The organism is Streptomyces sp. NBC_00322 (assembly GCF_036147535.1).
Classification (GTDB): domain Bacteria; phylum Actinomycetota; class Actinomycetes; order Streptomycetales; family Streptomycetaceae; genus Streptomyces.
In genome coordinates this window covers 6,415,811-6,439,357 of record NZ_CP108019.1, presented here as the reverse complement: position 1 = coordinate 6,439,357, position 23,547 = coordinate 6,415,811, and the positions used below count along the sequence as shown (strand labels likewise).

Annotated in this window: 20 protein-coding genes; 14 read left to right on the top strand and 6 right to left on the bottom strand. The window is 69.9% G+C overall.

What is annotated here, in order from left to right:
* Positions 1-31: 31 nt before the first annotated feature.
* The 5 genes from OG905_RS29380 to OG905_RS29360 form a co-directional block, all read right to left on the bottom strand.
* Positions 32-1,117 carry a LacI family DNA-binding transcriptional regulator gene (locus OG905_RS29380; RefSeq protein ID WP_443044008.1) on the bottom strand — a complete coding sequence of 362 codons (1,086 nt, stop codon included), beginning with the start codon at positions 1,115-1,117 and terminating at the stop codon, positions 32-34.
* Positions 1,102-2,769, bottom strand: coding sequence for a glycoside hydrolase family 13 protein (locus OG905_RS29375; RefSeq protein ID WP_328678587.1), 1,668 nt, complete (start codon positions 2,767-2,769; stop codon positions 1,102-1,104). Before OG905_RS29375 ends, OG905_RS29380 begins: the two co-directional genes overlap by 16 nt.
* 108 nt (positions 2,770-2,877) lie before the next feature.
* Entirely contained in the window at positions 2,878-3,801 is a 924-nt protein-coding gene (locus OG905_RS29370; RefSeq protein ID WP_328678586.1) for a sugar ABC transporter permease, read from the bottom strand.
* A gap of 53 nt (positions 3,802-3,854) precedes the next feature.
* On the bottom strand, positions 3,855-4,853 hold the full coding sequence (locus OG905_RS29365) for a carbohydrate ABC transporter permease (RefSeq protein ID WP_328678585.1): 999 nt from the start codon (positions 4,851-4,853) through the stop codon (positions 3,855-3,857).
* A gap of 97 nt (positions 4,854-4,950) precedes the next feature.
* Positions 4,951-6,225 carry an extracellular solute-binding protein gene (locus OG905_RS29360; RefSeq protein ID WP_328678584.1) on the bottom strand — a complete coding sequence of 425 codons (1,275 nt, stop codon included), beginning with the start codon at positions 6,223-6,225 and terminating at the stop codon, positions 4,951-4,953.
* Positions 6,226-6,589: 364 nt separating this feature from the next.
* Here OG905_RS29360 and OG905_RS29355 point away from each other — a divergent pair, with 364 nt between their 5' ends.
* The 3 genes from OG905_RS29355 (at position 6,590) to OG905_RS29345 (ending at position 10,268) form a co-directional block, all read left to right on the top strand.
* Positions 6,590-8,236: a glycoside hydrolase family 13 protein gene (locus OG905_RS29355; protein WP_328678583.1), complete on the top strand. Its 1,647-nt coding sequence runs from the start codon at positions 6,590-6,592 to the stop codon at positions 8,234-8,236.
* Positions 8,237-8,261: 25 nt separating this feature from the next.
* The gene (locus tag OG905_RS29350; RefSeq protein WP_328678582.1) at positions 8,262-9,308 is read left to right on the top strand and encodes a LacI family DNA-binding transcriptional regulator; all 1,047 of its coding nucleotides are present in this window, start codon (positions 8,262-8,264) and stop codon (positions 9,306-9,308) included.
* An 81-nt stretch (positions 9,309-9,389) separates the two neighbouring features.
* Positions 9,390-10,268: a phosphatase PAP2 family protein gene (locus OG905_RS29345; protein WP_328678581.1), complete on the top strand. Its 879-nt coding sequence runs from the start codon at positions 9,390-9,392 to the stop codon at positions 10,266-10,268.
* 618 nt (positions 10,269-10,886) lie between these two features.
* Here the strand turns inward: OG905_RS29345 and OG905_RS29340 are convergent.
* Positions 10,887-13,901 (bottom strand): bifunctional [glutamine synthetase] adenylyltransferase/[glutamine synthetase]-adenylyl-L-tyrosine phosphorylase, encoded by a 3,015-nt coding sequence (locus OG905_RS29340; protein ID WP_328678580.1) that lies wholly within the window; start codon positions 13,899-13,901, stop codon positions 10,887-10,889.
* 180 nt (positions 13,902-14,081) lie between these two features.
* Between OG905_RS29340 and OG905_RS29335 the strand changes: the two genes are divergently transcribed.
* The 11 genes from OG905_RS29335 to OG905_RS29285 all read left to right on the top strand — a co-directional run bounded on the left by OG905_RS29335 (position 14,082) and on the right by OG905_RS29285 (position 23,546).
* The gene (locus OG905_RS29335) at positions 14,082-14,594 is read left to right on the top strand and encodes a pyridoxamine 5'-phosphate oxidase family protein (protein WP_328678579.1); all 513 of its coding nucleotides are present in this window, start codon (positions 14,082-14,084) and stop codon (positions 14,592-14,594) included.
* A 40-nt stretch (positions 14,595-14,634) separates the two neighbouring features.
* Positions 14,635-15,066 (top strand): VOC family protein, encoded by a 432-nt coding sequence (locus OG905_RS29330; RefSeq protein WP_328682666.1) that lies wholly within the window; start codon positions 14,635-14,637, stop codon positions 15,064-15,066.
* A gap of 267 nt (positions 15,067-15,333) precedes the next feature.
* Positions 15,334-15,723, top strand: a complete 390-nt coding sequence (locus tag OG905_RS29325; protein WP_328678578.1) for a response regulator — start codon at positions 15,334-15,336, stop codon at positions 15,721-15,723.
* On the top strand, positions 15,723-16,097 hold the full coding sequence (locus tag OG905_RS29320; protein ID WP_266477124.1) for a response regulator transcription factor: 375 nt from the start codon (positions 15,723-15,725) through the stop codon (positions 16,095-16,097). Before OG905_RS29325 ends, OG905_RS29320 begins: the two co-directional genes overlap by 1 nt.
* Positions 16,094-17,194: a HEAT repeat domain-containing protein gene (locus OG905_RS29315; protein WP_328678577.1), complete on the top strand. Its 1,101-nt coding sequence runs from the start codon at positions 16,094-16,096 to the stop codon at positions 17,192-17,194. Before OG905_RS29320 ends, OG905_RS29315 begins: the two co-directional genes overlap by 4 nt.
* Positions 17,191-18,732: a glycosyltransferase family 2 protein gene (locus tag OG905_RS29310; RefSeq protein ID WP_328678576.1), complete on the top strand. Its 1,542-nt coding sequence runs from the start codon at positions 17,191-17,193 to the stop codon at positions 18,730-18,732. Before OG905_RS29315 ends, OG905_RS29310 begins: the two co-directional genes overlap by 4 nt.
* A complete protein-coding gene (locus tag OG905_RS29305; RefSeq protein ID WP_328678575.1) occupies positions 18,729-20,831 on the top strand; it encodes an ATP-binding protein in 2,103 nt (700 codons plus the stop codon). The genes OG905_RS29310 and OG905_RS29305 overlap by 4 nt, the downstream gene beginning before the upstream one ends.
* Positions 20,832-20,882: 51 nt before the next feature.
* Complete coding sequence (locus tag OG905_RS29300; protein ID WP_328678574.1) at positions 20,883-21,824, top strand: glycoside hydrolase family 16 protein; 942 nt, start codon at positions 20,883-20,885, stop codon at positions 21,822-21,824.
* Between the two features lie 181 nt (positions 21,825-22,005).
* Positions 22,006-22,842 (top strand): helix-turn-helix domain-containing protein, encoded by an 837-nt coding sequence (locus tag OG905_RS29295; protein ID WP_328678573.1) that lies wholly within the window; start codon positions 22,006-22,008, stop codon positions 22,840-22,842.
* Positions 22,839-23,087, top strand: coding sequence for a DUF397 domain-containing protein (locus OG905_RS29290; protein WP_328678572.1), 249 nt, complete (start codon positions 22,839-22,841; stop codon positions 23,085-23,087). The genes OG905_RS29295 and OG905_RS29290 overlap by 4 nt, the downstream gene beginning before the upstream one ends.
* Positions 23,088-23,102: 15 nt before the next feature.
* Entirely contained in the window at positions 23,103-23,546 is a 444-nt protein-coding gene (locus OG905_RS29285) for a VOC family protein (RefSeq protein ID WP_328678571.1), read from the top strand.
* The last annotated feature ends 1 nt before the right edge of the window (position 23,547 follow it).

The window sequence follows — 23,547 nt, the reverse complement described above, 5'->3', positions numbered from 1 at the left end:
GGGGCGGGGTGGGGAACAACCCCCGCCGCACCTACCGCCGCGCCTGCGCCGTCGAGCCCCGTACCACGAGCTCCGGCTGGAAGACATATTCCGTGCTCTGTACGGGACTTCCCTGGATCTCCTCCAGCAGCGCACCCACCGCCGCCGCGGCCATCGCCTTCACCGGCTGCCGTACCGTCGTCAGCGGCGGATCGGTGAACGCCACCAGCTGCGAGTCGTCGAAGCCGACCACCGAGAGGTCGTACGGCACCTCCAGGCCCCGTTCCCGGGCCGCCCTGACCACGCCGAGGGCCATCATGTCGCTTCCGCAGACGATCGCGGTGCATCCCTTGTCCAGCAGCGCTCCGGCCGCCTGATGGCCGCCCTCGACACTGAACAGGGAGCGCTGGACCAGCTGTTCGGCCGCCGCGGCGGTGTAGCCGTGGATGCCGACGAGGGCGTCCGTGAACCCCTCGGCCTTGCGGCTGGCCGGCACATAGCGCAGGGGGCCGATCGCGAGACCGATCCGCTCGTGCCCCAGCTCGGCCAGATGGTGTACGGCCATCCGCATCGCCGCCCGGTCGTCGCAGGAGACGCAGGGCGCGCTGATGTGCTCGCTGTAGCCGTTGATGAGGACGAACGGGACGCCCCGGCCGGCGAGTTCGGCGTACCGCGAGTGGTCGGCCGAGGTGTCGGAGTGCACCCCGGACAGGAACACGATGCCGTTGACACCGCTCTGCTGGAGCTGTTCGACCAGTTCGTCCTCGGTCGCCCCGCCCGGCAGCTGGGTGCACAGGACCGGCGTGTAGCCGTGCCCGGCCAGCACCTGTTCGACGGCCTGGGCGAAGGCGGGGAAGATCGGGTTGGTGAGCTCGGGGGTCAGCAGGCCGACGAGGCCCGCGCTGCGCTGCCGCAGCCGTACGGGCCTCTCGTAGCCGAGCACGTCGAGCGCCGCGAGCACCCGCTGGCGGGTACCGCTCGCGACGCCCGACTTGCCGTTCATGACCCGGCTGGCCGTCGCCTCGCTGACCGAGGCCTGGGCCGCGATGTCCGCGAGCCGCGGGGTGGCGCCGGTCTGGACGGCACCGCCCCGCGACGACTCGCCCCGCGAGGGGGGAATGGTCACTCTGTCCACCACACAGCGCTGTCCGCGGGCAGTTCGACCTCGCCGCCGGCCGGCTCGACGGCGGTGCCGGCCAGCAGGACGCGGCCGGGGGCCGGGATCCGTACGGCCGTGCCCGTGGTGTTCACAGTGCAGACGAAGCCGCCCGGGCGCCGCAGGGCGAGCACCCCCTCGGGGGCGTCCAGCCACTCGACCGCGTCGCCCGCCCCGAGCGCGGGGTGCTCCCGGCGCACCGCGAGCGCGCTGCGGTACAGCTCCAGGGTCGAGTCCGAAACCCCGGTCTGCGCCTCGACGCTGAGCGCGGCCCAGCTGTCCGGCTGGGGCAGCCAGCTGCCGCCGGTGCCGAAGCCGTACGAAGCACCTTCGACTGTCCAGGGGATCGGCACCCGGCAGCCGTCGCGGAAGCCGTCCTGGCCCTCGGTGCGGCCGAAGGCCGGGTCCTGGCGTACCTCGTCGGGCAGATCGGTGACGTCGGGGAGTCCGAGCTCCTCGCCCTGGTAGAGGTACGCGGAGCCGGGCAGCGCCAGCATCAGCAGGGTGGCGGCGCGGGCCCGGCGCAGGCCGAGCTCGCGGTCACCGGCCTCGCGGATCTGGGTGCCGGCGGGCGGGTTCGCGAAGCGGGTGGCGTGCCGGGTCACGTCGTGGTTGGAGAGCACCCACGTGGCCGGGGCGCCGACGGGCCGCATGGCGCCCAGCGACACGTCGATGACCGCGCGCAGTTCGGCCGCGTCCCAATGCGTGCCCAGGTACTGGAAGTTGAAGGCCTGGTGCAGCTCGTCGGGGCGGACGTAGTTGGCGGTGCGCTCGACGGTCGGGGTCCAGGCCTCGGCCACCGCGATCCGGTCGCCGGGGTACTCGTCCAGGATCGTGCGCCAGGCGCGGTAGATCTCGTGGACACCGTCCTGGTCGAAGAACGGCATGACATCGCTGCCCAGCAGCTTGAGCTGGTCGCCGGAGCCTATGTCGGGCAGACCTGCCGCCTTGACCAGGCCGTGGGCGACGTCGATGCGGAAGCCGTCGACGCCCATGTCGAGCCAGAAGCGCAGGATGGAGCGGAACTCGTCGGCGACGGCAGGGTGTTCCCAGTTGAAGTCGGGCTGCTCGGGCGCGAAGAGGTGCAGGTACCAGTCACCAGGGGTGCCGTCCGGGTTCTGGGTACGGGTCCAGGCGGAGCCGCCGAAGATGGACTCCCAGTCGTTGGGCGGCAGTTCACCGTCGGTGCCCTTGCCGGGGCGGAAGTGGTAGCGCTCGCGCAGCGGTGATCCCGGGCCCTCGCGCAGCGCGCGCTTGAACCATTCGTGCGCGTCGGAGGAGTGGTTGGGCACCAGGTCGACGATGATCCGCAGCCCGAGGTCGTGGGCGTCGCGGATCAGCGCGTCGGCGTCCAGCAGCGTGCCGAACATCGGGTCGATGGCGCGGTAGTCGGCCACGTCGTACCCGGCGTCGGCCTGCGGGGAGGCGTAGAAGGGGCTGAGCCAGACGGCGTCGACACCGAGGTCCTTCAGGTACGGCAGCCGGCTGCGGATGCCCGGAAGGTCGCCCATGCCGTCGCCGTTCCCGTCGGCGAAGCTGCGGGGGTACACCTGGTAGATGACGGCGCTTCTCCACCAGTCCGCCGAAGCAGTCCGGTCGGTGGTGTGATGGGCGTCAGCCAGGTACTGGGTCATTCTCGATCCCTTGGAGGCTCGGAGGCTCGGTGCAGCGGTTCGGGCGAAACGTCAGACAGCAGGGCGCACCCGGCCGGTGTTCGGGCCGGGTGCCCCGGGTCGTACGGGTCAGGATTTGGCGGCGCCGGCGGTGAGACCGGTGACCAGGTGGCGCTGGACCAGATAGAAGAACAGCGACGCGGGGATGGCGATGAGCACGGAGGTCGCGGCCATCAGGTCCCACTGGGTGTCGTGCTCGCTGATGAAGCTGGTCAGGCCGACGGCGAGGGTGTACTTGTCCTCGCTGAGCATGAAGACCGACGCGTAGGCGACCTCGGCCCAGGCGGTGAGGAAGGTGTAGAACGCGGCGACCGCCAGGCCCGGCCGGGCGAGCGGCAGGATCAGCCGGTAGAAGGTGCCGAAGGGCGAGAGGCCGTCGACCCGGCCGGCTTCGTCGATCTCCTTGGGGATGGTGTCGAAGTATCCCTTGAGCAGCCAGGCGCAGTACGGGATCGCGGTGGTGCAGTAGACCAGGATCAGCGCCCAGTAGGTGTCCAGCAGACCCATGTTGGCCAGGATGTTGTAGAGCGGCACCATGAGGATGGCGACCGGGAACATCTGCGTGACCAGGAAGGTCCACATCAGCTGGCGGTGCCCGGGGAAGCGCATGCGGGAGACCGCGTAGCCGGAGCTGGCGGCGATGAAGACGCCGAGCAGGCACGTACCGAGCGCGACGATCAGCGAGTTGGCGAACCACTGGAGGAACTCGGTGTCGCCGAGAACGGTCGTGTAGTTCTCGAAGCTGATCTTGTCTGCGATGTCACCCGGGTGCAGGTAGTCGGTCTTGTCCGGGCCCAGCGAGATCCAGGCGATCCAGCCGATCGGGAAGGCCGCTATGAAGGAGGCGGCGATCAGCACGGTGTGGATGAGCACGGACGCGGAACGGGGGCGCTCGCCGCGCTTCAGCTGTCGCTTGCCTGCGGCGGGCTTGCGGGGCGGGACGGCGGCTGCCCCTTCGGCGGCCGAGACCGGGGCATCTGCGGTGGTGCTCATGGGGGTCGCTCCCCTCTCTTTCGTCATGGCTGGTTCCTTTTCCGGGGCGGCCGTCAGACGGCCTTCTCGTTGCGGGCCAGCCAGCGCCGGTAGAAGGAGGCGAAGACGATGAGCATCGACAGGATGATGACGCCGTACGCGGCGGAGCCGGCGTAGTCGCGCGGGTCCTGGCCGAAGCCGAGGCGGTAGGCCCAGGTGACGAGGATCTGTGCCTCGGGCGCTCCGGTCGCGCCGAACAGCAGGAAGATCACGACGAACTGGTTGAAGGTCCAGATGATGCCGAGCAGCACGACCGTGCTGCTGACGGAGCGCAGGCCGGGAACCGTGACATGGCGGAAGCGCTGCCAGGGCGTCGCACCGTCGACCTCGGCGGCCTCGTAGAGCTCGGGCGGGATCGACTGCAGTCCGCCGAGCAGCGAGACCATCATGAAGGGGACGCCGACCCAGGTGTTGACCATGATGGCGGCGGTCCGCTGCCAGAAGGGGTCACTCAGCCAGGGCGCGGTGGGCAGATGGAGCGAATCCAGCGCCAGGTTGAGGATGCCGCCGTCGTCGGCGAGGATCAGCCGCCAGGCGAAGACGGTGACAAAGGTCGGCACGGCCCACGGCAGGATCAGGACCATCCGGTAGAAGGTGCGGCCGCGGAGCTTGCGGTTGAGCAGCAGCGCGAGCCCCATGCCGATGCTGTAGTGCAGGGCCACACAGACCATGGTCCAGACGATGGTCCAGGTGAAGTGGGGCCAGAACTGGTGGTCGCCCCCGGAGAGGATCTCCGCGTAGTTGTCGAAACCCACCCAGGAGAAGCTGTCGGGGATCTTGTTGACGCCGATCGTCTTGCCGACGTTGTTGCTGTTGGCGTCGGTCAGCGACAAATAGATGCCGCGGATCAGCGGGTAGACCACCAGCACACCGATGACCGCGACCACCGGGGCCACCATGGCCCAGGCGTACCAATTGCGGTTGTACGACTGCCTGATACGGCTGATCGGCCCGCGGCGCGGCGCGGGGCCACGGCGGGTCTTCTCACTTCCGCCCTCGACGGCGACGGTCATCTTCGACACCTTTGCGACAGATTCTTAAGCGGGTGTACGGCGTGCGCCGTGGTGGTACGGCCGGGGTTTCCCGGCCGTACCACCACGGGCGACGGTGTTAGGAGAAGTCCTTGAGCAGCTTCTTGTAGGACTCGGCGGTGGTGTCCAGACCCTTCTGGGTGCTCACCTTGCCCTGCAGGATCGCGGTGAGGCCGGTGCCGAGGTCGGCGAAGAGCGAGCTGTACTCGGGCAGTTCCGGACGCGGCCGGGCGGAGCCGGCGAGGATCGCCTGGAACTCGGCGATGCCCGGGGTGGCCTTGACCTCGGCGGTGTAGGCGGAGGTGCGGGTCGGCAGCGTGCCGTTCTTCAGCGCGATCTTGGCCTGGGTCGCACCCGAGGTCATGAAGCCGACGAACTTCTGGGCCGCGGCCTGGTGCGCCTTGTCGGAACCGGCGTAGACCGAGAGGTTGTGGCCACCGGTCGGGGCGCCGGCCTTGCCGGTGGAGCCGGCCGGGACACCGGAGATGCCCAGGTTGGCCTTGTCCTTGAACGCGGTGCCCTTGTAGACGTTCGTCAGCTCCCACGGGCCCTGGACGATCATCGCGACCTTGCCGGTGTTGAAGGCGTCCATCATGTGGGCGTAGGAGTCGGCGGTCACATCGAGCTTGGCGACACCCGGCGAGGCGAGCAGGGCCTTGGTCGCGTCGACGGCCTTGACGGCCTCGGGCGAGTTGACGGTGATCTTCTTCGAGCCGGCGTCGACCATGTCGGTGCCCTCGCCGAAGAGGAAGGGAAGCTCGAAGTAGGAGTCGGCGCGGAGCTGGAAGCCGTCGACTCCGGCCTTCTCCTTGACCGCCTTGGAGACCGTCTTGATCTCTTCCCAGGTGGTCGGGGCCTTGTCGAAGCCCGCCTTCTTCAGGATCTCCTTGTTCCACATCAGGCCGAGGGAGTCGGTGACGAAGGGGGCACCGTAGGTCTTGCCCTCGTACTGGGCCTGCTTGAGGAGCGAGGGGGTGATGTCCTCGGTCTGCTTGAGAGCGTCCGTGCCGTCGAGCGGGGCCAGGAACTGCGACTTGGCCCAGGAGGCGGTCCAGCCGACCTCGGCGCGGATGATGTCGGGAGCGCCCTTGCTGCCGGCCGCGGTCTGGAACTTGTTCTGCGCCTGGTCGAACGGGACGTTGACGTAGTTGACCTTGATGTCCTTGTTCGCCTTTTCGAACTCGGCGATCATCGCCTTGTACGTAGGCGCCTCATTGGTCGCGTTCGACGTGTCCCACCAGGTCAGGGTGACCGGGCCGCCGGCCTTGTCACCGCTGTCGCCGTCTCCGCCGCACGCCGTCGCTGCCATTGCCAGTGCCGCAACCAGCGCGGTGGCCGCTATGCCACGCCGCATGTGAACTCCTTCAGAGATGCCCGAGATGGCGGGGGCGACCAGGCCCCCTGCCGACCGCTCCCTCGCGGCGCCGGGTTCGGGCCAGAACGTAACAAGGATGAAAGAGAGCCGAAAGACCTTGCGGCAATTTTCTGCAAGAGCAGGGGATCGTTACATCCACGTGTCCTGACAGTTGCCATCGCATCGCTTGACGGCAGCTGTTTCTGCCGTCCAGGGAGCTCCACACTGGGCTGCAACTACTTTCGCAAGCTCTTGCAGAGCTGATATTTTGGTTCCCGGAGCACCGTCACCACCGGGCCCGCACCCACGTTGACCTCGTTAGTTGCACGTCCCCCCGCCCCGGACCTGACGAGAGGGACCCTGAATGACCCACGAGCTCGCTTCCGCCGTCGGCCTTCCCTCCCCCACTCCGGCCGAGGGGCCGCTTGCTGCAAGCAATTCCAGCAAGGGCCGCGGCTGGTGGCGCGATGCCGTCATCTACCAGGTGTACGTGCGCTCCTTCGCCGACAGCGACGGCGACGGCATCGGCGATCTGCGCGGGACCACCCAGCGCCTGCCGTATCTCGCCCAGCTGGGCATCGACGCCGTCTGGCTCACGCCGTTCTACGCCTCTCCGCAGGCCGACGGCGGCTACGACGTCGCCGACTACCGGACCGTCGACCCGCTCTTCGGGAACCTCGCCGACGCGGACGATCTCGTACGCACCGCCCACGAGCTGGGCATGAGGGTGATCGTGGACATCGTCCCCAACCACACCTCGGACCAGCACCCGTGGTTCCGGGCTGCGCTCGCGGGCCCGACGAGCCAGTCAGCGGGGTCGGCCCGCGAGCGCTACTACTTCCGGCCAGGCAAGGGCCCGGCCGGCGAGCTGCCGCCCAACGACTGGGAGTCGGTCTTCGGCGGCCCCGCCTGGACCCGCACGGCGGACGGCGAGTGGTACCTCCACCTCTTCGCCCCCGAGCAGCCGGACCTCAACTGGGACAACCGGGAGGTCCACGAGGAGTTCGAGTCCGTCCTGCGTTTCTGGCTGGACCTCGGCGTCGACGGTTTCCGGATCGATGTCGCCCACGGCATGATCAAGGCGGCCGGACTGCCGGACATCGGCCACAAGGAACAGGCCAGGCTCATCGGGGCGCAGAAACTTCCCTTCTTCGACCAGGACGGCGTGCACGAGATCCACCGCTCCTGGCGCAGGCTCCTCGACTCCTACCCCGGCGACCGGATCGGCGTGGCCGAGGCCTGGGCACCGAGCCCGGACCGGCTCGCGCTGTACGTACGCCCCGACGAACTGCACCAGGCCTTCAACTTCCAGTTCCTGCGGTGCCCCTGGGACCCGGCGGCGATGCGCGCCGTGATCGACGAGTCACTGGCCGCGACCGCCTCGGTGGGAGCGACCACCACCTGGGTGCTCTCCAACCACGACGTGGTCCGCCACCCCACCCGCTACGGCGGCGGGCGCCGCGGGCTGCGCCGGGCCCGCGCGGCCGCGCTGCTGATGCTGGCGCTGCCCGGCTCCGCGTACGTCTACCAGGGCGAGGAGCTCGGCCTGCCCGAGGTCACCGATCTGCCCGACGAGGTGCGCCAGGACCCCGCCTTCTTCCGCGCGGCGGGCCAGGACGGCTTCCGCGACGGCTGCCGGGTGCCGATCCCGTGGGCCGGCCAGGAGCCGCCGTACGGCTTCGGCCCCGGATCCAGCTGGCTGCCGCAGCCCGACAGCTGGCGGGAGCTGTCCGTCGAGGCCCAGACCGGCGACCCGTACTCGACGCTCGAGCTCTACCGCTCGGCGCTGGAGCTGCGGCGCCGGCTGCCGGGCGGGCCGATGCGCTGGCTGCCCGGGCCCGAGGGGCTGCTCGCACTGTCCCGGCCGGGCCTGGTCTGCACGCTCAACACCACCGGATCCGTCATCGAAATCCCGCTGCCGGGACGGCTGTTGCTCTCGACCGACGGTATGGAACCATCGGGAGACACAGCCCGTATTCCGACCGATTCCTGCGCGTGGTGGGCAATCTGACATGCGACCGGTACAGTCCAATCCCGTGACCGCACGGCTCGCCGACATCGCAGCCCAGGCGGGGGTCAGCGAAGCCACAGTCAGCCGCGTGCTCAACGGCAAGCCCGGTGTGGCCGCGGCCACCCGTGAATCCGTACTCGCGGCGCTCGACGTCCTCGGATACGAGCGGCCGGTGCGGCTGCGGCAGCGCAGCGCGGGACTGGTCGGCCTCATAACTCCGGAGCTCGACAACCCGATCTTTCCGGCGCTCGCCCAGGTCATCGGCCAGGCCCTGACCCGGCAGGGGTACACACCGGTACTGGCCACCCAGACCCCGGGCGGTTCCACCGAGGACGAGCTCACCGAAATGCTGGTGGACCGCGGGGTCTCGGGGATCATCTTCGTCTCGGGCCTGCACGCGGACACCACAGCCGACATGCAGCGTTACGACCAGCTACGCGGCCAGGGTGTCCCCTATGTCCTCCTGGGCGGCTTCTCGCCCAAGGTGAAGGCCCCCTTCGTCTCCCCCGACGACCGGGCCGCGATGCACCTCGCCGTGACCCACCTCGCCTCGCTCGGCCACACCCGGATCGGGCTCGCGGTGGGCCCCAAGCGCTTCGTGCCCGTCCTGCGGAAGATCGAGGGTTTCCAGCAGGCGATGGAGGTCCAACTCGGCCTCTCCGCCGAGGAGTCCGAGCAGCTGATCCAGCACTCCCTCTACACCCTCGAAGGCGGTCAGGCGGCCGCCGGCGCCCTGATCGGCCTCGGCTGCACCGCCGTGGTGTGCGCGAGCGACATGATGGCGCTCGGTGCGATCCGGGCCGCGCGGGGTCTGGGCCTGGAGGTGCCTCGCGACATCTCCGTGGTGGGCTTCGACGACTCCCCGCTCATAGCGTTCACGGATCCGCCGCTGACGACCATCCGGCAGCCGGTCCTCGCCATGGGGCAGGCGGCCGTCCGGACTCTGCTGGAGGAGATCGGGGGCACCCCGGCCCCGCACAGCGAGTTCGTCTTCATGCCTGAGCTGGTGGTACGGGGCTCAACCGCTTCGGGGCCCGTACAGCGCCCTCGGGGTGACCCGCAGAAGCAGTAGTCCGTACGGTGGAGGGAATGCGTACTGAACCAGACCGAGGGATGATCGGTGTGGGACGCGAATCTGGCAGACTCTCTCCCCATGGGTGAAGCGACCGTGAAGACACTGGAAGGCCGGACGGCCACCCCGCCACCCATCGTGGACGAGGAACGCCCGGCATCGACGCCTGCGCCGAGCGGTCGGGCGCGCTCACCGCGCCGTCCACGGCTGTGGTTCGAAATACTTCTGATCGCGGTCAGTTACTGGACGTATTCACTCGTCCGCAATGCGGTACCGGAGCAGAAGTCCGCGGCCCTGAGCAACGCGGACTGGATCTGGGACGTCGAGCGCTCCCTGGGCCTCGCCTTCGAGCAGTCGGTCAACCACACCATGAACTCGGTGTCATGGCTGATCGTGTCGATGAACTACTACTACGCGACGCTGCACTTCATTGTGACGATCGGCGTGCTGGTCTGGCTCTACCGCGGCCATCCCGGGCGTTACGCGGCCGCGCGTCTGGTGCTCTTTGCAACGACCGCGGTGGCACTGGTCGGTTACTACCTGTATCCGCTCGCTCCGCCGAGGCTGATGAACGGCCATGACTTCATCGACACCGTGCTGGTCCATCACACCTGGGGTTCGATGGCCTCGGGCAACCTGAAGAACATGTCGAACCAGTACGCCGCCATGCCGTCCATGCACATCGGCTGGTCGCTCTGGTGCGGCCTCATCATCTTCGCGCTGGCGTCCACGCCCTGGGCGAAGATCCTCGGTGTCCTCTACCCGGTGGCCACGCTCGTGGTCATCGTGGCAACGGCGAACCACTTCTGGCTGGACGCGGTCGGCGGCATGATGTGCCTGGCCTTCGGCTTCGCGGTCTCGTACGCCTGGTACCGGGCGCTTCCGCACCAGCTGCCCCGGCAGGTGGACCGGCCGGACCGCCAGGCGCGGCTGCGTCCCCGCTTCACCGCGGGAAGATGAGCGGCCGCCCGGACGCCGCGTCCGCCGGATCCCGGTAGCCGCGTGCGTGCCGCGCCGCCCGCTGGGCTCCGGGAGAGCCTCCGGCTCGGGGGCGCCGCAGGCACCAGCCACCACCCGGTACCTGGCCCCGGGCTCTCCGCGCCGCGAAGCCGGCGCTCGGGCGGGGGGTTTTCCCCCACCCCGCCCCTTCCCGAAACCGGGGACTGACGCCCCCGGGCCCCGGGGCGCCCGCTTCGCGGCGCGGTCGGCTGAGGCAGCAGGGGCTGCGCCCCCGAACCCTGCTCGGCGCCGGCTTCGCGGCGGGGCGGCCGGCTGCCGCGTGCCGCGTGCCGCGGAGAACGGGGGCAACGGGGGCCGCCGCCACGTACCGCCTGTGCCCTCCGCGCCGCGAGCCGACACTCAGGCGCGGGGCGTCAGCCCCCGCTTGAACCCGCAACCCCCCGGGCTCTGGGGCGATGCCCCCGCACCCGCCCCAGCCCGCTGGCACCGCCCGGCGAAGCCGACGCCGAGCGCGGGCGCGGGTTCGCCAGCCCCGCTGAACCCATACCACCCGGGGCCCGGGGGCGCAGCCCCCGGTTCCGGGAAGGGGCGGGTGGGGAAACTCCCCCGGCCGCACCCCTACGCTCCGTAGAACAGCACCTCCACCACCGCCCGCGCCCGCCGCGTTATCCGACGGTAGTCGTCCAGCATGGCCCCGCTGTGCCCCACCTGCAGCTCCCGCCCCGTCACCCCCGGCCCGTACCCCAAGTACCGCCCCACCGCCGCCAGTTCGCGGCCGTCCGAGGGGAAGGTGTCGCCCGGGCGGCCGCGGACCAGCATCACGCCGTTGCGGACGCGGGTCGCCAGTACCCACGCCTCGTCGAGGATCTGCGCGTCCTCCGTGTCGATCAGGCCCGCCGCGTGTGCCGCCCGCAGGGCCTCGCGGGTGCGGGTCGTGCGCAGGCCCGGTTCCGCCCAGCCGTGGCGCATCTGGAGCAGCTGGACCGTCCATTCCACGTCGCTCAGCCCGCCGCGCCCGAGCTTCGTGTGGAGCGTGGGGTCCGCCCCCCGCGGCAGGCGTTCGGACTCCATCCGGGCCTTCAGCCGCCGGATCTCGCGGACGGCGTCCTCCCCGAGCCCCTCCGCGGGATACCGCAGCGGGTCGATCAGGTCGATGAAGCGCCGCCCCAGCTCCTGGTCCCCCGCCATCGGCTCCGCGCGCAGCAGCGCCTGGCTCTCCCACACCAGCGACCACCGCCGGTAGTACGCCTCGTAGGAGGCGAGGGTGCGGACCATCGGACCGCTCTTGCCCTCCGGCCGCAGATCCGCGTCGATCAGCAACGGCGGGTCTGTCGTGGGCAGTTGGAGGAGTCGGCGCATCTCCGTGACGACCGTGTTCGCGGCCCGAGACGCCTCCTGTTCGTCCACACCCTCGCGCGGCTCATGGACGAAGAGCACGTCCGCGTCGGAGCCGTAACTCTGCTCGTGTCCCCCGAAGCGCCCCATGCCGATGACCGCGAACCGGGTCGGCAGCTCGTCGCCCCACTGCTCGCGCACCGCGGCCCGCAGTGCCCCCGCGATCGTCGCCGCGTTCAGGTCGGTGACCGCGCTGCCGACCCGGTCCACCAGCGCGCCCGGGTCCGCCTCGGCGGGGCTTTCCTCGGTGCCGTAGGAACCGATCAGGTCGGCCGCCGCGGTACGGAACAGCTCCCGTCGGCGTACGCCACGCGCCACCGCGACCGCGCCCTCCGGGGTGTCGGCGCGTCCGACGGCCGCCAGGATCTCCTGCTCCAGGTGCTCGCGGCCGCGCGGCCCCAGCCCCTCCGGATCGCCGAGCAGCGCCACCGCCTCGGGGGCCCGCAGCAGCAGGTCTGGGGCGAGCCGCCCGGCGGACAGCACGCGCGCCAGGTTCTCCGCGGCCGCGCCCTCGTCGCGCAGCAGCCGCAGATACCAGGGCGTCTTGCCGAGCGCGTCGGACACCTTGCGGAAACCCAGCAGACCGGCGTCCGGATCGGCCGAGTCGGCGAACCAGCCGAGCAGCACCGGCAGCAGGGTGCGCTGGATCGCGGCCTTCCTCGTCACCCCGGACGAGAGCGCCTCCAGATGCCGCAGGGCCGCCGCGGGATCCGCGTAACCGAGCGCCTCCAGCCGCTGCCCCGCCGCCTTCGGGCTGAGCCGCGTCTCGCCGGGCGTGAGCTGGGCGACGGCGTCCAGCAGCGGCCGGTAGAAGAGCTTCTCGTGCAGCCGCCGCACGACCGCCGCGTGCCGCTTCCACTCCTTGTTGAGCTCGGCGACGGGGTCCGTACGCAGCCCGAGCGAGCGCCCGAGGCGCCGCAGATCGGACTCGGCCTCGGGCACCAGATGCGTACGCCGCAGCCGGTACAGCTGGATGCGGTGCTCCATGGCGCGCAGAAAGCGGTACGCCGCATCCATCTGGGCGGCGTCCGCGCGTCCCACATAGCCGCCCGCCGCCAGTGCCCGCAGGGCCTCCAGCGTGGTGCCGCTGTGCAGCGTCGCGTCGCTGCGGCCGTGGACCAGCTGCAGCAGCTGCACGGCGAACTCGACGTCCCGAAGCCCGCCCGGGCCGAGCTTGAGCTCGCGTTCGATCTCGGCCGCGGGGATGTTGTCGACGACGCGGCGGCGCATCTTCTGCACGTCCGGGACGAAGTTCTCGCGCTCGGCGGCCTGCCACACCATGGGCGACACGGCCTCGATGTAGTCCTCGCCGAGCCCGGGGTCCCCGGCGACCGGCCGGGCCTTGAGCAGTGCCTGGAACTCCCAGGTCTTGGCCCAGCGCTGGTAGTACGCGACATGGCTGGACAGGGTGCGCACCAGCGGGCCGTTGCGTCCCTCGGGCCGCAGATTGGCGTCGACGGGCCAGATCGTGCCCTCGACGGTCGTGTCGGAGCAGATCCGCATCAGATGCGAGGCCAGCCGGGTCGCGGCCTGCATGGCCTTGTTCTCGTCGGCGCCGTCGGCGGCTTCGCCGACGAAGATGACGTCCACGTCGGAGACGTAGTTGAGTTCGTGGCCGCCGCACTTGCCCATGGCGATGACGGCGAGCCGGCACTGCGCCGCGTCGCCGGGCGCCGAGGCACGGGCGATGGCGAGGGCGGCGCGCAGGGTGGCCGTGGCCAGATCGGCCAGTTCGGCGGCGGTCTCGGCGACATCGGTCGTGCCGCACACGTCGCGGGCCGCTATGGACAGCAGGCACCGCCGGTAGGCGACGCGCAGCGACACCGTATCGGTGGCATCGGCGAGGCCGCGCTCGAAGTCCGCGACGCCCGGGTGCAGATCGGCCGCCTCGTAGGTGACGAGCGCCTGCCAGTCGCGCGGGTGGCGGGCGAGATGGTCGCCGAGTGCCTCGGACGCGCCGAGCACGCCGAGCAGCCGGTCGCGCAGGGGCTTCGCGGTGATCAGGGTGTCGAGGAGGCTCTGCCGGCCGGCGGGGGGCTGCGCCTCGACGAGCCGTACGAGGGCGCGCAGCGCGAGGTCGGGGTCGGCGACCGCGCCGAGCGCGTCGAGGAGGACGGGGTCGGAGCGTACGGAAGCCATGTCGGAGAGGCCGAGGAGCCGTTCGGCGGCGGACGGATCGGTGAAGCCGTGCCGCAGCAGTCGCGTGAAGGTACTGCTTCTGCGCCCCGACACCGTCATCCCGTCGTCTCCCGTCCTGCCCAGCTCAAGGAACGTCGCGCCCGATCAAGGGCCCCTGATTCGAGCCTAGGCCCTGTCCGGCCGATCAGGACCCTCGTGATCCCGTCCGGCGTCGGCCGATGAATAGGGGCGCCGCTCCCGGTCTACACATTCGGTGACCCGAGTGGAGAGGACCGCACCATGCCCGAGAACGAGCCCCTGACCAAGCTGGACGCCCGCTACAGCGACGAAAAGGCCACCGCCGACGATTGGACCGATGCGGTCGAGCGCCTGAAGGCGGCCGAAATCTACTGGCTGTCGACCGTGCGCCCGGAGGGCCGGCCGCATGTCACCCCGCTGATCGGCGTCTGGCACGACGGCGGGCTGCATTTCTGTACCGGCGCCGACGAGCGGAAGGCGAAAAACCTCCGCGATAATCGGGAGGTGGTCCTCACCACCGGTGCCAATGCCCTGGGCGAGGGCTACGACGTGGTGGTCGAGGGAGCGGCGGCACGTGTAACCGACGAGACGCGACTGCGCGCGCTGGCGGACGCGTACATCGAGAAGTACGGCTCGGACTGGACCTTCGAGGTCCGCGACGGCGCGTTCGTGCACCAGGCCGGCACCGCTCTGGTCTTCCGTGTGGAGCCGCGCACGGCCTTCGGCTTCGCGAAGAGCCCGTACAGCCAGACCCGTTGGCAGTTCACCGAATAGAGGAGCTCCACCGATGGAACCGACGGCCCCCACGGAACCGATGGAACTGACGCTTGAAGTGATCATGATCCCGGTCACGGATCTCGACCGGTCGAAGAAGTTCTACGAGCAGGGCTGCGGCTTCAAGGTCGACCTCGACCGGGAAGTGGCCCCGGGCATCCGCATCATCCATATGACCCCGCCGGGCTCGCGCTGCTCCGTCTCCATGGGCAGCGGCCTCCCGGGCCGCCCCGGCCAGACCCCCATGGCTCCCGGCTCGCTTCAGGGCCTCCAACTGTGCGTGACGGACATCGCGGCGGCCCGCGCGGCCTTTGTCGAGCGGTCGGTGGACGTCAGCGAGATCCAGCACGTGGGCGCGAGCGGCTGGGAGGACGGCCCGGGCGACACATGGAACTCGTTCATGTTCTTCCAGGACCCGGACGGCAACGGCTGGGTCATCCAGGAAGCGCCTGCTCCGCTTTCGGAGCGCTGAGCGGACGCGAGTGTGTGACGCCGCACGGCGTCACACAACTCCCGGTCCCGACAGGCCCGTTGCCCAACCCGCCTGCCTCCCGGCCGAATTGGCCGACTTTCCGGCCCCGCTCCTTCGTCACCCTCGGTAAGCCAGGCCCCTCGGCGCCAGTTGGCCGGTCCGGACCCTGGTACCGGGGGCACCCGCCGGCCGTTACCGACAGTGATCATAAATGTGGCAGGCAAGGCAAAACGCACATACCTTGATGGCAGGTGACGCGATACTTCCGTGACAAGGACAGTAATGGGCACTCCGCGCGTACTCGTGATCGAAGACAATCTGGACGTCAGTGCCCTGCTGGAGCGTCATCTGCGGGGGCTGGGATGCCAGGTGGCCGTCGCGGACACCGGCGAGGAGGGCCTCGAGCTCGCCTTCGCGGACCCACCCGACATGGCGATCATCGACATCCTGCTCCCCGGTATCGACGGCCGGGAAGTCATCCGCAGACTGCGCGCGGACAGCCGTACGGGCAAGTGCCACCTCGTCGTCTCCTCAGTGCTCGACCAGCAGGATCTCTCCGAGCTGGCGGTGGACGCGATGCTGGCCAAACCGTTCCGGCGCTCAAGTGTGATGCACCTCCTCGACTCCTTCCGGAATTCCGCATCCCAGGAGACGTAATGCCTCGAGTCCTCATAGCCGATGACGATGGCGACATACGGGACCTTGTCGCTTTCAAACTGACCCAGAGCGGTCATGAGGTCATCGCCGTGGAGGACGGCATGGCCGCGCTCAAGGCAGCGCGCAGCCAGCCGGTCGATGTCGCTCTGCTCGACATACGCATGCCCGGGATGTCCGGCCTGGATGTGTGCCGCGAACTCCGCGCGGCGCCCGAGACCGCCTCGCTCCCCGTCATCCTGATCACCGCCCGCTCCCAGGAGGGAGACGTCGAGACGGGATTCGCCGCGGGAGCCGACGACTACATCATCAAGCCGTTCAGCCCGCGCGAACTGAGCAGCCGGGTCCAGGCCGTGCTCACCAGGGCCTCCCGGTGATCGCCACCAGTCTCGTCACCGGCGCGCTGATGTGCCTGGTGACCGTCGTGGTGCTGCTGGGGGTACTGATCGTCGGCCTGCGCGTCGTCCGTCACTACCGGCAGCGCCGACGAGACCGGATCGTGGCCCCGGTGCGGGGCGTGCTGCTGGAGCTCCTGTGCGCGGAGGAGGACGAGCAGCGCGAGGCGCTGGACCAGCTCTCGGAGCTCGACGACCGCACCTGGGGGGCGCTGGAGCCCACGGTGGCGCTGATGTTCGGCAAGGTCTCCGGACAGGCCAGAACCGCGCTCATCGAGTTGTTCGAGCGCCGCGGGGCCACCGCGGATGCCGTGGCGGATCTGGGCCGCCGGGGCGCGGTCCGGCGGGGCCGCGCCGCGGAAGTGCTCGGCCAGCTCCGTCACCGGCCCGCGGCCCCACCGCTCTGCCGCCTGCTGGACGACCGCGACCCGGAGGTGCGGCTGGTCGCCGCGCGGGCGCTGGGCCTGATCGGAGAACCTTCGGTCGTTCCACAGCTGCTGGACTGCCTCTACGGACCGCGGACCGTACCGCCCGCCGTGGTCACCCGGGCACTGACGTCCTTCGGGCCGGAAGCCCTGCGGAGCATCGCGGCGGGCCTGGAGCACCCGGAGCCGCTCGTCCGGGCGGTGGCGATCGAGACGCTGGGCGCGATCGGCGGGGTCTCCAGGACCGCCGAGATCGCGAGCGCTCTGCGCGAGGAATCCGATGCGGAGGTGCGTATCAGGGCTGCCCGCGCGCTGGGCAGGCTCGGCATGCCGGACGGCCTTGAGCCGCTGCTGGCCGCGGTGGGCCCCGGTCAGCCGGTCGCCCTGCGCAGGGTGGCCGCCGGGGCCCTGGGCAGCCTGGGTGCCGTGGCCGCCACGGCCCGGTTGCGGGGTCTGCTCGGCGACCCGGATGATCATGTGGCCGCCACCGCGGCCCGGTCGCTGCTGCGCCTCGGCGACGTGGGCGGCGTCGAATTGCGGGCAGCCGCCGACGGCCGTTGGGGCCTGCGTGCGGCGGCACAGGCCAGGGCGGCGCTCGCGGAGTCGTCCGTCATCGGCGCGTCCTCCGCCCACGTCGCCGAGGCGGCCCCGTGAGTGCGGTGAGCGCTGCCGACATCCTGAGCCCGGTGCACGCACCCGGCGCCAGGAGCCTTGCGAGCGACGGGTCGCTGGATTGGCTACGGGACGCGGGGCACACCCTGATCACGGTGAGCGACAGCGCGATCCTCGTGTACTTCGCGGTCATCAACACCTGCTATCTGCTGCTGATACTCGTCGCCGTCGGAGAGCTCGTCAGGAGGCTGCGCCGGGCATCCTTCGCGGGCTACGAAGACGCCTCCGCGAGTCCCTTCACCCCGCCGGTGTCGCTGATCATGCCTGCGTACAACGAGGAGACGTCGATCGCGGAGGCGGTCCGGGCCATGCTCCTGCTGCGCTACCCGGTCTTCGAGGTCGTCGTCGTGGACGACGGCTCCGCCGACGGGACGCTGGACGCCCTGCGGGACGCGTTCGACCTCGTCGAGGTGGAGCGCGTCGTGCCCGACGACGTACCGGTGCGCGGTGGGGTGCAGTCGGTCCATCTGCCCAGAGGCGGACCGGTGCCTCTCGTGGTGGCCCGCAAGGAGAACGGCGGCAAGGCCGACGCCCTCAACGCCGGAATCAACCTGGCACGCTATCCGCTGCTGTGCATGGTGGACGCGGACTCGATCCTGGACTCCGAGTCGCTGCTGGCGGTGGCCAAGCCGTTCTGCGACGACCCCCTTCGGGTGGTCGCCACCGGCGGCGTGGTCGGCATCGCCAACGGCTGCACCGTTGTCGCAGGCCGGGTCGTCGAGCCGCGCGTGCCCCGGGAGCTGCTGGGCCGCATCCAAGTGGTCGAGTATCTGCGGGCCTTCATGCTCGGACGTACGGGGTGGTCGAAGGTCGGCGGCCTGCTGGTCATCGCCGGTGCCTTCGGTCTCTTCCGGCGGGACATGGTGGTGGCGGTGGGCGGCATGGACGCGGGCTGCATCGGCGAGGATGCCGAACTGGTCGTCCGCCTGCACCGGTATCTGCGTGACCAGGGCCGCGACTACCGCATCGTCTTCGTCAGTGAGCCGATCTCCTGGAGCGAGGCGCCGTCGACGAGGAAGGCCCTGTCGGGACAGCGGCGGCGGTGGCATCGCGGGCTGACGGAGATCCTGCTGAAGCACCGCCGCATGATCGGCAACCCCCGGTACGGCCGGATCGGGCTGGTGTCGCTGCCCTTCTACGTGTTCTTCGAACTGCTCGCCCCCGTCATCGAACTGGCCGGTCTCGTCCTGGTACCCGTGAGCGTGCTGCTCGGCGCGGTCGACCCGGACTTCGTGTGGCGCTTCCTGCTCGTCGCGTACGGCTACGCCCTGGTGGTCAGCCTGGTGTCGCTGGCGGTGGAGGAGTACGCCTTCCACCGGTTCGCACGGTCGCGGGACATCTGGGGTGCTGTCGTCGGGGCGATTGCCGAGAACATCGGATACCGCCAGCTCACCGCGTGGTGGCGACTGCGCGGCATGGTGCAAGGGCTGCGCGGCTCTCCGCAGGCGTGGGGGTCCATACCACGCAGCGGATTCGCCGAGACCGGGCAGGCGGGCGCGGGCGGAGGTGATCGTGTATGAGCGGACGCAAGGGACGGGGCGGCTACTCCGTCACGCGGCGGCTCGGCACCGCGTTCGGGGTGATGACCGGCCTCATCCTGCTGGTCGCGGCCGGAGTGCTGACCGCCGCGTTCATCGGACACCGGGCGAGTGACGAGATCATCGACCGGACGCAGCCGACCCTCGCCGACAATCTACGGCTGCACGGCGAGGCTTCCGACATGCAGCGCTCCATGCGCGGCTATCTGCTCACCGGCGATCAGAAGCAGCTGGCTGCCTACCGGACGGCGCGCCACGCATACCCGGCCATACTCGCCTCCGCCCTCGAGCATGGCGATCCGCAGGACGATCGGAATCTGAGGACACAAGGACAGCAGCTCCAGGTATATGTGCGCACCGCCGACCAACAAGCGGTAGCCACACCGAGAAGCGAGCGGGCGGCGCGGCTCACCCGGGAGGGCTCGGTCCTGTTCAGCGCGTTCGAGGCCACCAACCACGAACTCGAAGACCAGTTGAGCGCGGAAGTCGTGCGGATGGACGAGCGCGCCGACAGGGTCGTCCGCGTCAGTACCGTATGGGTCGCCGCCCTGCTGCTCGCCGCGCTGGCCGCCGCCGTGTACACGTCGCTGCGAACCACCCGTGCCCTGGTCCGGCCCCTCAAGGGCGTGGAGTGGACACTCGGCCGTCTCACCGCCGGGGAGAACTCGGCACGGGCCAGGGAGCAGGGGCCCGCCGAGATCCGCGCGGTGGCCCGGTCGGTGAACATGCTCGCCGACGAGGGCGACCGGCTGCGCGAGATCGAGGGCGAGCGGCGCCGGCTGTCGGGTATTGCGCGTGACGTCGGCATCCGGATCCGGGAGCGCCTCGATGTGGATGAGGTCCTGGACGCGGCCTGCACGGGGATCGGCGAGGGGCTGGAAGCCGACCATGTGTTCATCCTGCTCATCCAAGAGGACAGCCCGGTGGTCCCGGTGGCGCGGGCATGGAACGCAGAGCAAGGTCTGCTCACGGCCGAGGGGTTGCAGGCGCTCCCTCCCATCCCCGCAGAAGTGGTCCGCGACCACTACAGACAAGGAACGACCTGGTCCATCGACAATCTCCCCGACTATCTCTCCGCCGGCGTGCCACTGCCGGACGCCCCCGGCTCCTTCGGCAGGACGGGCCTGCCGGAGGAGAATCGCGACGCCGCGAAGGCCCTGGGCCTGTATTCCGTCGTGCTCACGCCGATCGGAGTGGGGGATGAACCGCTCGGAGCCGTATGCCTCTCCCGCAGTGGGCCGGAGCACGCCTGGCGCACTGTGGAGATCGACATCGCGGAGTCGATGGCCTCCGGTGTCGGCCGGGCCATGCACAACTCGATGCTCTACGGGCAAGAAGCGGCCCTGGTGGAGAAGTTGCGCGCGCTGGACCAGGCCAAGAGCGACTTTCTGTCGACCGTCTCCCACGAGTTGCGGACTCCGCTGACCAGCATCGTGGGATATGTCGAGCTGCTGAGAGACGACGAAACGGGCCCGCTCTCGGAGCCGCAGCATCGCATGCTGGACATCGTCGACCGCAACGCCAACCGGCTGCGCGCGCTGATCGAGGATCTGCTCACCCTGTCCAGGATCGAGGCCGGCACCTTCAGTTCGCAGAAGGTGGAGGTCGACCTGCGCCAACTGGTGGGCTCGGCCGTGGACACCATCAGGCCCGCCGCCGAGGCGGCCTCCGTCCACCTGGAGACCGACTGCCCCGAAGAGCCGCTCGTGCTGGAGGCGGACAGCGACCAGCTCGACCGGGTCCTGATGAACCTGCTGTCCAACGCCGTGAAATTCACTCCCAGCGGCGGGCACGTACGCGTCCAGGCTGCCGCAGACGACGGCGAGGTGGTCCTCAGCGTCAGCGACACCGGTATCGGCATCCCTCAGAAGGAGTGCGAGCAGCTCTTCAGCCGGTTCTTCCGGGCCTCGAACGCCGTGGACCAAGCCATCCCGGGCACGGGACTCGGGCTGACCATCGTCCACACGATCGTGGCGAACCACGGAGGCACGACGGAAGTCCGCTCCGAGGAGGGTGAGGGCACCACGGTGACCGCACGGCTGCCGCGGGTGGCCGCGCCCGAGACCGTGAACGCCCCCTGAACTGCCCCGGCAGAGTTGGCTCTTCATGGCCAGGCCAGGAGGTGCAACCCGATGAAGCTGCCGCTACGGAGCCGCCGCCCGTGGTCGGCGGTGGCGTCCGCGCTCGCCGTCCTCGCCGTGGGCTTCGGCCCGTCGGTTGCGCGTGCCACCCCGCCGTCCGCCGACAGGTGGGCCGTCGAGTGGACCGATGACTTCGACGGCAGAGCCGCAACTGCGCCGGACACCAAGAACTGGATCACCGACGTCGGGAGCGGATATCCCGGCGGTCCGCCCCGGTGGGGAACCGGTGAGGTCCAGCGGTATACGGCCGACCCGGCCAACCTGAGCCAGGACGGCCGAGGCAACCTGCGCATCACTCCGCTGCGGGACAACGCCGGACGATGGACTTCCGGCCGCATCGAGACGCGCCGCAATGACTTTCGGCCACCGGACGGCAAGAAGCTCCGCATTGAGGCCCGCATCCAGCTCCCCGGAATCACCGGCCCCGCGGCCGCGGGTTACTGGCCGGCCTTCTGGACCCTGGGCGAGCCCTTCCGTACCGGCGAGGGAGTGTCACCCACCGTCGGCGAGTTCGACGTGCTGGAGAACGCCAACGGCGTCAACCGGGTCTGGGGCGCCATGCATTGCGGGACGAGCGAGGGCGGCCCCTGCGAGGAGAGCACGGGCCTCGCTGCCGATACCACCTGCCCCGACTCGGACTGCACCGGCCGCTTCCACACCTACGCCGTCGAGTGGGACCGCAGTGTCGAGCCGGAGCGAGTGAGCTGGTACGTGGACGGCAGGCGCTACCACTCCGTCAGCTCGGCACAGATGAACGAGGCCACGTGGGACGCCGCCACGGGCCACGGGCACTTCATCCTCCTCGACCTGGCCATCGGCGGCGGCTTCCCCAAAGCCATCGCCGGGCACAGCACGCCCACTCCGGAGACCCGCCCCGGCAGTCCCATGCTCGTCGACTACGTCACGGTGTTCACCACGGGCGCGTCAGAGTGATGCGGGCTGGTCGATCTCGGAAATGGCGTACAGCAGTCACGGTCGGGTGATTTCTTGATTCCCGTCACTCAGCGTGGCCGCTCGCACCTACTCTGAACAGTAATGAAGTCGGTACGCAGCGTAACTGTCCGGGTGGCGCCCGGGTGCGTCCGGACAGTGCGGACGGGTGGAGGTCGGCGACATGGACGACGGTACGGAGCAGCAGAGTTGGGACGACGAGGGCGGGGCGGTCCTCAGGATTGTCGGCCGTCAGCTGAAGGCATGGCGGGAGGCGGCGGGGCTCCGGCAGGCGGAGCTGGGGACTGCGATCGGGTACAGCGAGGACCTGGTCTCCTCGGTGGAGCGCGGTCGACGTGCTCCGAAGGATGTGTATCTGCAGAGGGCGGATGACGTCCTGGGCGCGGGCGGCAAGATCATCTCGATGCAGAGGGACGTGGCGGAGGCTCGGTATCCGAAGAAGGTCCGGGACTTGGCGAAGCTGGAGGCGGAGGCGGTCGAGCTCGGCGCGTACAACAACCACACGATCCACGCGCTGTTGCAGACAGAGGATTACACACGGGCGATGTTCGGCATGAGGCGTCCACTCCTCACGGAGGACGTCATCGAGCGGGAGGTGGGGGCTCGCATGGCGCGGCAGGAGATCGTCGACAGGACAAAGACCATGCCTGTTTTCAGCTTCGTACAGGATGAAGTGACGCTGCGCCGCCCGCTCGGAGGCAAAATGGTGCACCGACGACAGCTCGAACGACTGTTGGAGGTAGGGCAGTTCCGAAACGTCGAGATCCAGGTGTTGCCTACTAGCCTGGAGGACCACGCTGGCCTGGCGGGCGGATTCCGCCTGTTCAAACTCCGCGGCGGCGCCACTCTCGGGTACACCGAGGTGCAGCACATCACTCGCCTGATCTCCGAGCCGAGGGAGGTGCAGTTCCTGGAGATGCAATATGGAAGCATCCGAGCGCAGGCTCTCACGCCACGGGAGTCGCTGGCCCTCATCGAGAAAGTGCGGGGAGAAACATGAGCATTGAGCCCGAGCTGGAGTGGTTCAAGAGCAGCTACAGCAGCAACGAGCCCGGCTCCGACTGCGTGGAAGTGGCGTGGTTCAAGAGCAGCTACAGCACCGGCGAAGCCGGCTCCGACTGCGTCGAGGTCGCGACCACCACCCGCGCCGTCCACGTACGCGACTCGAAGAACACCACCGGCCCACAGCTCGCCATCGCCCCCCACGTATGGGCAGACTTCATCACATACGCAGCCGACCACTGACCTCGGAGGCCCCGCATGGACTGGACGCTCGAAGTGATCGTGGTCCCCGTCTCGGACGTGGACCGGGCCAGGGACTTCTACCGTGACAAGGTCGGCTTCAAGGTCGACCTCGACACCCGCGTCACCGACACCATGCGCATCGTCCAGCTCACGCCTCCCGGCTCCGGCTGCTCGATCGTCATCGGCGAGGGCATCGGGGGCCCCGACGGCAAAGGCCCCGAGCCCGGCTCGTACTCCGGGCTGCAGTTGGTCGTCGCGGACATCAAGGCGGCCCATGCCGAGCTCGTCGAGCGTGGTGTGGAGGTCTCCGACCCGGTCGAGATCGGACCGGGCGACGGCGGGACCTTCATGCACTTCGCGGACCCGGACGGCAACGCCTGGGCGGTGCAGGAGTACCGCGTACGGGCCACGAAGCCGCTGTACGAGGTGCTGCGCCCCAGCACGGCCGACAGCGACTGAG

Bases quoted from the DNA above. Each gene is read 5' to 3' on its own strand.
- OG905_RS29375 (WP_328678587.1), bottom strand. From the start codon at position 2,769: ATGACCCAGTACCTGGCTGACGCCCATCACACCACCGACCGGACTGCT.
- OG905_RS29300 (WP_328678574.1), top strand. From the start codon at position 20,883: ATGAAGCTGCCGCTACGGAGCCGCCGCCCGTGGTCGGCGGTGGCGTCC.
- OG905_RS29295 (WP_328678573.1), top strand. From the start codon at position 22,006: ATGGACGACGGTACGGAGCAGCAGAGTTGGGACGACGAGGGCGGGGCG.
- OG905_RS29290 (WP_328678572.1), top strand. From the start codon at position 22,839: ATGAGCATTGAGCCCGAGCTGGAGTGGTTCAAGAGCAGCTACAGCAGC.
- OG905_RS29370 (WP_328678586.1), bottom strand. From the start codon at position 3,801: ATGAGCACCACCGCAGATGCCCCGGTCTCGGCCGCCGAAGGGGCAGCC.
- OG905_RS29305 (WP_328678575.1), top strand. From the start codon at position 18,729: ATGAGCGGACGCAAGGGACGGGGCGGCTACTCCGTCACGCGGCGGCTC.
- OG905_RS29335 (WP_328678579.1), top strand. From the start codon at position 14,082: ATGCCCGAGAACGAGCCCCTGACCAAGCTGGACGCCCGCTACAGCGAC.
- OG905_RS29345 (WP_328678581.1), top strand. From the start codon at position 9,390: ATGGGTGAAGCGACCGTGAAGACACTGGAAGGCCGGACGGCCACCCCG.
- OG905_RS29365 (WP_328678585.1), bottom strand. From the start codon at position 4,853: ATGACCGTCGCCGTCGAGGGCGGAAGTGAGAAGACCCGCCGTGGCCCC.
- OG905_RS29340 (WP_328678580.1), bottom strand. From the start codon at position 13,901: ATGACGGTGTCGGGGCGCAGAAGCAGTACCTTCACGCGACTGCTGCGG.
- OG905_RS29360 (WP_328678584.1), bottom strand. From the start codon at position 6,225: ATGCGGCGTGGCATAGCGGCCACCGCGCTGGTTGCGGCACTGGCAATG.
- OG905_RS29355 (WP_328678583.1), top strand. From the start codon at position 6,590: ATGACCCACGAGCTCGCTTCCGCCGTCGGCCTTCCCTCCCCCACTCCG.
- OG905_RS29285 (WP_328678571.1), top strand. From the start codon at position 23,103: ATGGACTGGACGCTCGAAGTGATCGTGGTCCCCGTCTCGGACGTGGAC.
- OG905_RS29330 (WP_328682666.1), top strand. From the start codon at position 14,635: ATGGAACTGACGCTTGAAGTGATCATGATCCCGGTCACGGATCTCGAC.
- OG905_RS29320 (WP_266477124.1), top strand. From the start codon at position 15,723: ATGCCTCGAGTCCTCATAGCCGATGACGATGGCGACATACGGGACCTT.